This window comes from Mesorhizobium sp. M0340 (genome assembly GCF_040321535.1).
Classification (GTDB): Bacteria; Pseudomonadota; Alphaproteobacteria; order Rhizobiales; family Rhizobiaceae; genus Mesorhizobium.
The window spans coordinates 346,342-354,063 of record NZ_JAMYRR010000006.1 but is presented as its reverse complement, the minus strand read 5'-3'; the positions used below and the strand labels follow the sequence as shown (position 1 = coordinate 354,063).

At 62.2% G+C, this 7,722-nt stretch carries 5 protein-coding genes; 3 read left to right on the top strand and 2 right to left on the bottom strand.

Annotation, left to right across the window (positions count from 1 at the left end; translation table 11 throughout):
* Positions 1-219 precede the first annotated feature (219 nt).
* A complete protein-coding gene (gene gltX / locus NKI79_RS12385) occupies positions 220-1,593 on the top strand; it encodes a glutamate--tRNA ligase (protein WP_352801812.1) in 1,374 nt (457 codons plus the stop codon).
* On the opposite strand, the gene NKI79_RS12380 is transcribed toward gltX, so the two are convergent.
* Positions 1,511-2,713, bottom strand: a complete 1,203-nt coding sequence (locus NKI79_RS12380; protein WP_352801810.1) for a DUF2865 domain-containing protein — start codon at positions 2,711-2,713, stop codon at positions 1,511-1,513. The genes gltX and NKI79_RS12380 overlap by 83 nt on opposite strands.
* Positions 2,714-2,955: 242 nt before the next feature.
* On the opposite strand from NKI79_RS12380, the gene NKI79_RS12375 reads away from it, so the two are divergent.
* A complete protein-coding gene (locus tag NKI79_RS12375; RefSeq protein ID WP_352801808.1) occupies positions 2,956-3,576 on the top strand; it encodes a DUF1287 domain-containing protein in 621 nt (206 codons plus the stop codon).
* A 12-nt stretch (positions 3,577-3,588) separates the two neighbouring features.
* On the opposite strand, the gene NKI79_RS12370 is transcribed toward NKI79_RS12375, so the two are convergent.
* Positions 3,589-5,913, bottom strand: coding sequence for an NADP-dependent malic enzyme (locus tag NKI79_RS12370; RefSeq protein ID WP_352801806.1), 2,325 nt, complete (start codon positions 5,911-5,913; stop codon positions 3,589-3,591).
* Between the two features lie 399 nt (positions 5,914-6,312).
* Here NKI79_RS12370 and NKI79_RS12365 point away from each other — a divergent pair, with 399 nt between their 5' ends.
* Positions 6,313-7,713 (top strand): selenium-binding protein SBP56-related protein, encoded by a 1,401-nt coding sequence (locus NKI79_RS12365; RefSeq protein ID WP_352688254.1) that lies wholly within the window; start codon positions 6,313-6,315, stop codon positions 7,711-7,713.
* Positions 7,714-7,722 lie beyond the last annotated feature (9 nt).

Sequence of the window (7,722 nt, the reverse complement as noted above, 5' to 3'; positions counted from 1 at the left end):
ACCTGCTGACCCGGCTGATTGGGGGCATCAACCGCGGGCTGTTGAAACCCCAGGCGTTTAAAGTGACCAATGGCTTGGTTATCTGAGGGTTAGGGCGCCGCAGGTTTTTATTGAGGGGGGGCGCTGCAGTCTTTTCTTCGCCTTTGTCATGTTCTATGTCTGCCGCCGAGCGCGGGGGCGCGTCTTGTCAACAGCAAAACCATCCGGTACGCCCCGCTCATGACAGTTACCGTCCGTTTCGCCCCGTCACCGACCGGCCGCATCCATATCGGCAATGCGCGCACCGCTTTGTTCAATTGGCTGTTCGCCATCAAGAACAAAGGCCGCTTCATCCAGCGCTTCGACGACACCGACGTTGCCCGTTCGACGCAGGAGTTTTCCGACGCTATCCTGTATGACCTGCATTGGCTGGGCATCTTCCCCGACGCCACGGAGTACCAGTCGCGGCGCGTGGAAATCTACGATGCCACACTGGAGAAGCTGAAGGAGGCGCGCCTCGTCTATGCTTGCTATGAGACGCCAGAAGAGCTCGACCTGAGGCGCAAGGTGCGCCGCACGCGTGGCCTGCCGCCAGTCTATGGCCGTGAGGCGTTGACGCTGACAGCTGAGCAGGTGGCGGAATATGAGGCCGATGGGCGGCGGCCGCACTGGCGCTTTCTGCTGCCCAACTTCACCAGTGATCCGCTGCAGCCGGAGCGCACCGAAATCCATTGGAACGACCTGGTGCGCGGCGAAGAGACCGTCGACCTCGCCTCGCTTTCAGACCCGGTTCTGCGGCGTGAGGACGGCACCTACCTCTATACATTGCCTTCGGTTGTCGACGACATCGACATGGGCGTCAGCCATGTCATTCGCGGCGACGACCACGTCACCAATACCGGCGTTCAGATAGCCCTGTTCCGAGCACTTGGCGCGGAGCCGCCGCTGTTCGGCCACCACAATCTCCTGACAACGGCATCAGGCGAGGGACTTTCGAAGCGCACCGGCGCGCTGTCCATCCAGAGCCTGCGTGAGAGCGGCATCGAGCCGATGGCGGTGGCTTCGCTGGCGGTGCTCGTCGGTACCTCGGAAAACGTCGTAGCGGTACCAGCGATGGCCGAGCTAGCCGAGCGCTTCGATCCGGCTGCAACATCGAAATCCGCCGCCAAATTCGACCCGGACGAGCTCTTCGTGCTCAACCGCACGCTGCTGCACCACATGCCGTTTTCAGAGGCGCGCGACCGGCTGATCGTGCTCGGCATCTCCGGCGAACAGGCCGAGCCTTTCTGGCTGGCGGTGCGCGGCAATCTCGACAGGCTGGCCGATGCGGCGATCTGGTGGCGTACGCTTCGAGACGGTCCAGAGGAGCCGGCGGAGTTTTCCGACGAGGACCGCGACTTTCTTCGCCAGGCATTCGAGCTGCTGCCGGAAGAGCCTTGGAACGGCACTGTCTGGAAGGACTGGACGGGCAAGATCCGAGCGGCGAGCGGCCGCAAGGGCAAGGCCCTGTTCATGCCGCTCAGGCTGGCGCTTACGGGACAGTCTTCCGGTCCGGAGCTTGCAGATCTGTTGCCGCTGCTGGGTCGGGAAGGAACGTTGGCCCGACGACCCTGACCTTGCGCTGCTCCGGCGGCGGCAGCGACGTCGGCGAGGGCACAGGTTTGGCGGCAAGCCGTCTGGCCGCCTCACGGTCGAGGCCGCCTTGCGAATTGGCCAAGGTCTCCGGGTCGGCGCCCGGATCAGGCCTGGCAACCGGCAGCGGAATGAGCGGGGTGGTCTCCACGCTCGCCTCGGATTGTGCCGGGGTTGGCGGGTTGCCGGCGATGATCTGAAAATTCTGCACGGCATTGCAGCCGCAGGTCGGCGGCCGGGGCGTCTCGGATTGCTTGTAGAGGTAGGCCGTCGACAGTTCGATATAAGGCCTGCCGGTCACTGAAGACGTCATAGACGCCGAATCGTCGTTCATGCCGCGCGTGTAGAAAACCTGCATCTCGGTGCCGGGGCAGCTCGATTCGCAATTCTTCTGGTCGCGCTCGAAATCGCCCAGCGAGGCAGCATTCGACATCGGGAAGAAATAGCCGTCGCAGGTCCGCACGCACATGGTGCGGAATTCGCCTCGCGGCTGACCCAACTCGTCGGCGTTGTTGAGGATGCTGCGGATGTTGCGCGGCTGACTTAGCTCTTCAGCCTGGTCGAGCTCTTCGGGCTGGTCGGGCGCGCCAGGTTCACTGCCCAAAAGCTGGTCGAGCAGGCTTCGGTTGCCGTTTTCATGGCTGGCTTCGCGGACAGGTGTGGGCTTCGACGCCGCATCATCGCGGCAGTCATTGGCGTCAAGCGAGGCCAATATGCGCGCACGATCGCGTCGCGAACCACCGCCGGCAAGCTCACTGCGCTCGGCCTGCAAGGCGTCGAGATTGGCAGCCATGCGATCGATGGTGGCGTCGAGTGCCGCGCATGCGTTGGCGTTGCGGCGAGACAGCGAAAAGCCGCAGCCGGCGCTGCTGGACTGGCTGACGGCTTTTGAAATCTGCTGGCGCTGCCGGACGATCGCGTCGTCATATTTCCTGAGCAGGCCCGGCTTGCCGCCGCCACCACGAGAAGCGGCGGCAAGATCGGCTTCAAGCTGGCGGCAGAAGCGTGAAGCGGCCCGCGCCTGAGTGGCGGCAATGCCGCACAGTAGCAGGACGCCGAGCAGTGCGGCCGCCCGCGTCAGCTTGCAACGTGCGCCCGTCATCCCTCCGGACCTCCACCTGCCTGTCATTCAGAACTACCGCGCTTGCGGTTAACCGTTCGTTTAGCATACCGCCGATTCCGGCTTCGGCCCAAATCGGCGATGGCTTGCGCCTGTGCGCGATCACGACGAGTGCTGTCATGTCGACCACGCCCCACGGCAGAAACGCGACATCCTGGCGTTGCACGAAAAAGGCGTATTCGCCGAGAAGAATGCCTGGATTCAGTAACGCCCGGAGGCTTGGGATGACCTCGATTCCCCGTCGAGCCGCGGTGCAATTTGGTCTTTTATGCCTGGCGATGCCGGTCGCCATGGCGCAGGAAAAGCTCGTCACGCCGGATTGGGGCACCAGATTGGTCGAAGCCGCTCGTGAGCAGATCGGCGTCACTACGCTCTACGATCCGACCTATACGCGCCTGGCCTATCCGGGCGGGGACGTTGAGCCCGAGCGGGGTGTGTGCACGGATGTCGTGATCCGTGCCTATCGCCGCGCCTTCGATCTCGACCTGCAAGAATTGGTGCATGAGGATATGCGGGTCAATTTTGCCGCCTATCCGAAGGCTTGGGGCTTGAAGGCGCCCGACCGCAACATCGACCACCGCCGTGTGCCCAATCTTGCGGTCTATTTCGAGCGGCGCGGTGCCGCCTTGCCCGTCACCCAAGACCCCGCCGATTATCGGCCTGGGGATCTCGTCGCCCAGATGCTGCCCGGCAATCTGTCGCATATTGCCATCGTGTCGTCCAATCACTCCACTGTGGTGCCGACAAGAAGGCTGGTTATTCACAACATCGGCGGCGGCGCCAGAGAAGAGGACACTTTGTTTGCCTTCAGGCAGACAGGGCATTTCCGGTTCAAGCCAGTCTGAGAAGGCCCACCGCTAGCCCAGATCGACGATGGCTTGCGACTTATGCGCGGCTTCGACCACTGCCAGTGCCGTCATGTTGACGACGCCGCGCGAGGTGACCGACGGTGTCAATATGTGCGCCGGGCTGTCGGTGCCGAGCAGGATCGGGCCGACATGCAGCGCGTCCATCATCGTGCGCAGCGCGGTCAGCGTGATGTTCGCCGAATCGAGATTGGGAAACACCAGCAGATTGGCTTCGCCCTTCAGCCGCGAATGCGGATAGACGCGTTGGCGCAGCTGCTCCGATAGTGCCGAGTCGGCATGCATCTCGCCGTCGCATTGCAGGTCGGGCGCGATGCGCGCCAGGATCGCCGCCGCCTGCCGCATCTTCATGGCGCTTGGCGAATCGCGGGAGCCGAAATCAGAATGCGACAGCAGCGCTGCTTTGGGCTCGATGCCGAAACGCTGAATTTCCTCGGCCGCCAAAACGGTCATTTCCGCAATTTCTTCGGCGGTCGGATCGACGGAGACATGGGTGTCGGTGAGGAAAATGATCCCGCGCTGCGAGATCAGCATGGACAGCGTCGACAGGTCGCGATCCCTAATGCCGGGGCGCGGCCCGATGATCAGCGTCACGTTGCGTAAATGGCGTTCGAAACGGCCTTCGAGCCCGCAGACCATGGCGTCGGCGTCGCCGCGCTTCAGGGCAAGGGCCGCGATCACCGTATTGTCGGTGCGCACCATGGTGCGCGCGGCTTCCGTCGTCACCCCACGCCGGCCGGCAAGCTCGATCAAAAGGTCGACATAGTAGCGGTAACGCGGATCGTCTTCCGGGTTGATCAAGCCGAAATCGACGCCCGGCTTGATGCGCAGCCCGTAGCGCTTCAGCCGCACCTCGATGACATGCGGGCGGCCGATCAGGATCGGTTCGGCAATGCCTTCCTCGAGCACGACCTGGGCGGCGCGAAGCACGCGCTCGTCCTCGCCGTCGGCATAGATGACCCGTTTGGCGCTCGACGTCTTGGCCATCGAGAACACCGGCTTCATGACCAGGCCGGAGCGGAAGACGAAGCGGTTCAGCTTGTCGATATAAGCGGCGAAATCGGTGATCGGCCGGGTCGCGACGCCGGTCTCGCAAGCTGCCTTGGCGACAGCAGGGGCAATGCGCAGGATCAGCCGCGGATCGAAAGGCGAGGGGATCAGGAACTCCGGACCAAAGATCGGCGTCTCGCCGGAATAGGCACGCGCGGCAACGTCGGACGGCTCTTCGCGGGCGAGCGCTGCAATCGCTCGCACAGCAGCCATCTTCATCTCTTCGTTGATGGCGCTTGCGCCGCAATCCAGCGCGCCACGGAAGATGTAAGGAAAACAGAGTACGTTATTGACTTGATTGGGGAAATCGGAGCGGCCGGTGCAGATCATCGCGTCGGGCCGCGCCGCCCGTGCTGCTTCCGGCATGATTTCGGGATTGGGATTGGCCAGCGCCAGGATCAGCGGCTTTGGCGCCATGTGGTGGAGCAATTCCGGCTTCAGCACGCCGGCGGCAGACAGGCCGAGAAACACGTCGGCGCCGGGCAGAACGTCGGCCAGTGTACGCGCCTCGGTGTCCTTCACATAAGGGTCTTTCCAGCGGTCCATCTCCTCGACGCGGCCCTTATGGGCGACGCCGAACCGGTCCGTGACCCAGATGTTTTCGACCCGCGCGCCGAGCGAGACCAGCAGGTTGAGGCAGGCAAGCGCCGCAGCACCAGCGCCCGACGTGACGATCTTGATGTCCGAGATGGACTTGCCGGCGAATTCCAGCCCGTTGAGCACGGCGGCGGCGACGATGATGGCGGTGCCGTGCTGGTCGTCATGGAAGACTGGTATGCCCATGCGGGCTTTCAACTGCTCCTCGACTTCGAAGCATTCGGGCGCCTTGATGTCTTCCAGGTTGATGCCGCCGAAGGTTGGTTCCAGCGCCGAGATCGTTTCGACCATGCGCTCGATGCCCGGTGCGTCGATCTCGATGTCGAAGACATCGATGCCGGCGAACTTCTTGAACAGCACCGCCTTGCCTTCCATCACCGGCTTGGAGGCGAGCGGACCGATATTCCCGAGGCCCAGCACCGCCGAACCGTTGGTGACAACTCCGACCAGATTGGCGCGGGCTGTATAGTCGGCGGCGGTTGCCGGGTCGTCGCGGATTTCAAGGCAGGGGGCGGCGACGCCCGGCGAATAGGCAAGCGCCAGGTCGCGCTGATTGCCCAGCGGCTTCGTCGCCTGGATTTCAAGCTTTCCGGGACGGGGGTGCTTATGGAAATAGAGCGCCGCTTCGTCGAGGTCGGATCGGGCCGCCTTCTTGCTTTCGCCTGTCATGACGGCCGCCTCCTCAGTTCAGTCCGTTTGGTGTTTTGAGTCTCTTAGCATGCAGCCGAGGCTTTTCGAGAGGTGATATGTCGCAAGGGCGAGCTTGCGGCTTGCACCCCCGCCCTCCTGTGCGGTCTGCCATTGAGATGTTGGGGCGATAGGCGGGGTGCTGCGGCGAGGTACGCCGCCCAGTTCGAATGTCTGGTGGCGCTCGTCGCTCACAGAGGCCTTGCGGCGAAACAAGTCGACATTGCAGTTCTCCAAAATCCGTGAGATTCTTCGAAAAGTCGCACGAAATAGCGTGCGAACAACAAAGCGCCCCGACGTTTTCGGCGGACATCCAAACGCATCACAGATCGTGCCCCTGATTGTCGGTCGGACTGCTTAACCTGCCAAGGGAGGACGACAATGACTGTACGGCCAGACCCGACTTTCCACGCGACTGCCAAGCTCGCAATGCAGGCGCCAGTCGAAAATTTTGCCTACACTTTGATGTTGAGTCCCGACTTCTCTCAGCCAGATGGACTAGCCATAGTTGACGTAAACCCGAAGTCGAAGGACTACGGCAAGGTCGTCCATAGCGTGATAATGCCGAACAAGGGCGACGAGTTTCACCATTTCGGCTGGAACGCGTGCTCTTCGGCCCTTTCGCCGCTGAATGGTCACCCGTTTCTCGAGCGCCGCTTTCTGATCATTCCCGGTATTCGATCTTCGCGCATTTACGTCATCGACACCAAGGGCGGACCGACCAAGGCCAAGATCCACAAGGTCATCGAGCCAGAAGAAGTGTTTGCCAAGACGGGCTATTCCAGGCCTCATACGATTCACTGCGGTCCGGAAGGTATTTATGTCTCGACGCTTGGGGGCGGTGGCCCTGACGGCACCGACGGACCTCCCGGCATCTTTGTCATGGATTGCCAGACGTTCGACGTCATCGGGCGCTACGAGATCGATCGCGGGCCGCAGGACAAGCAGTATGATTTCTGGTGGAACCTGCCACGCGACTACATGGTGTCGAGCGAGTGGGCCCTTCCGCCCCAGTTCGAGCAGGGCATCGTGCCTGAAGACCTCCTGTCGAACAAATACGGACACCGGGTGCATTTCTGGAATTTGCGCGAACGCAGGAACGTGCAGACCATCGATCTGGGCGCCAACCACCAGATGGCGCTGGAAGTCCGCCCCGCCCATGACCCGGTCAAGGAATACGGTTTCCTTGGAGTGGTCGTCGACACGACAAACCTCGAGGGATCGATCTGGACCTGGTGGCGCGAGGGCGGCAAATTCCATTGCGAAAAGACGGCGACCATCCCGCCCGAGGCAGCCGCCAAGGATGACCTGCCGCCGTTGCTTCAGGGCTTCGAGGCGGTGCCGCCGCTAGTAACCGACATCGACCTGTCGCTCGATGACCGATTCCTCTACGTATCCTGCTGGGGCACCGGCGAGATGCGCCAATACGATGTGACCGATCCGATGAAGCCTAAGCTTGCAGGGTCCATCCATATTGGCGGCATCACGCGCAAGGCCAAGCATCCCGGCGGCGGCGACTACAGGGGCGGACCGCAAATGGTCGAGATCAGCCGCGACGGCAAACGCGTTTACTGGACCAACTCCCTGTATTCGACTTGGGACGATCAGTTCTATCGCGATGGTATTCCGGCAGCCATGGTCAAGGCCAATGTCGGCGAGAACGGTGGAATCACCCTGGACAAGGACTTTTATGTCGAGTTCCCCGAGGGGTATCGCTCGCACCAGATTCGTCTGGAAGGTGGCGATTGCTCGACGGATTCGTTCTGCTATCCGTCGGTGTAACCGACTGCC

Coding starts and splice junctions, on each gene's coding strand:
- gltX (WP_352801812.1), top strand. CDS start 220: ATGACAGTTACCGTCCGTTTCGCCCCGTCACCGACCGGCCGCATCCAT.
- NKI79_RS12365 (WP_352688254.1), top strand. CDS start 6,313: ATGACTGTACGGCCAGACCCGACTTTCCACGCGACTGCCAAGCTCGCA.
- NKI79_RS12380 (WP_352801810.1), bottom strand. CDS start 2,713: ATGACGGGCGCACGTTGCAAGCTGACGCGGGCGGCCGCACTGCTCGGC.
- NKI79_RS12370 (WP_352801806.1), bottom strand. CDS start 5,913: ATGACAGGCGAAAGCAAGAAGGCGGCCCGATCCGACCTCGACGAAGCG.
- NKI79_RS12375 (WP_352801808.1), top strand. CDS start 2,956: ATGACCTCGATTCCCCGTCGAGCCGCGGTGCAATTTGGTCTTTTATGC.